The 784-nt window shown below is 65.4% G+C and carries 1 protein-coding gene; it reads left to right on the top strand.

Translation table 11 applies throughout. The features are described from left to right. Window positions 1–489: transposase (locus CXQ91_RS25660; RefSeq protein ID WP_146072437.1), on the top strand; the 489-nt coding region annotated here is incomplete at its 5' end. Window positions 490–784 lie beyond the last annotated feature (295 nt).

Raw genomic sequence — 784 nt, 5'->3', positions numbered from 1 at the left:
ACCGCAGTGACGTGCCGCTACGGCCCGGTGATTGACGCGTTGATGTGCCTGCGGGGTATCCGGGTCACGACCGCGTTTGGCCTGGCCGTGGAGATCGGGGACTGGACCCGCTTCACCGGTTCGTCGATCGGGTCCTATCTCGGGCTGGTGCCCAGCGAGGAATCCTCCGGCCCGTCCCGGCACCAGGGCCCGATCACCAAGGCCGGGAACACCTACGCCCGCAAGCTCCTCATCGAGGCCGCCTGGCAGCACCGGCGCCCCTACGCCCGGCCTGGGGAACGGCTGCTGCGCCAACTCGATCTCGTCGCACCGGCAACCCGGATCCGCGCCCTGGAAGGAAACCACCGGCTCCACCGCAAGTGGGAACACTTCGATGAACGGCACAAAATGCCGGTCAAGGCCAACACCGCGATCGCCCGCGAACTCGCCGGGTGGTGCTGGTCACTGGCCGCCCCGCTCCAGCAAGGAGAACGCATGAACGCGGCCTAAGGACGTGCCCCCGGGACGTGGTGAAGAAGCCGCGGCAGCACACGGAGCTAACTCGAGACAGCGCTATGAGCAGACGGGTTCAAACCGTCGACGCTCGATTCTAGACACCGATACGCTCCAGCCGAACAAATCGTCATGCGGTAATCAACCCGCGAATGTCAGCCTGACTCTGCAGTCGAGAAAGACTCGCCAGCACCCAAACCACGACCGGCCGGCACACGGTGAGCGGCCCCAGGAACCAAAAGCCTGGAGCCGCTCACCTCTGCCCCCTTGACAACCGGACCTACATATCAGC

The organism is Arthrobacter sp. Y81, from assembly GCF_002929335.1.
Lineage (GTDB): Bacteria > Actinomycetota > Actinomycetes > Actinomycetales > Micrococcaceae > Arthrobacter.
The sequence above is the reverse complement of the archived record's forward strand: the minus strand, read 5'-3'. Positions and strand labels throughout refer to the sequence as shown.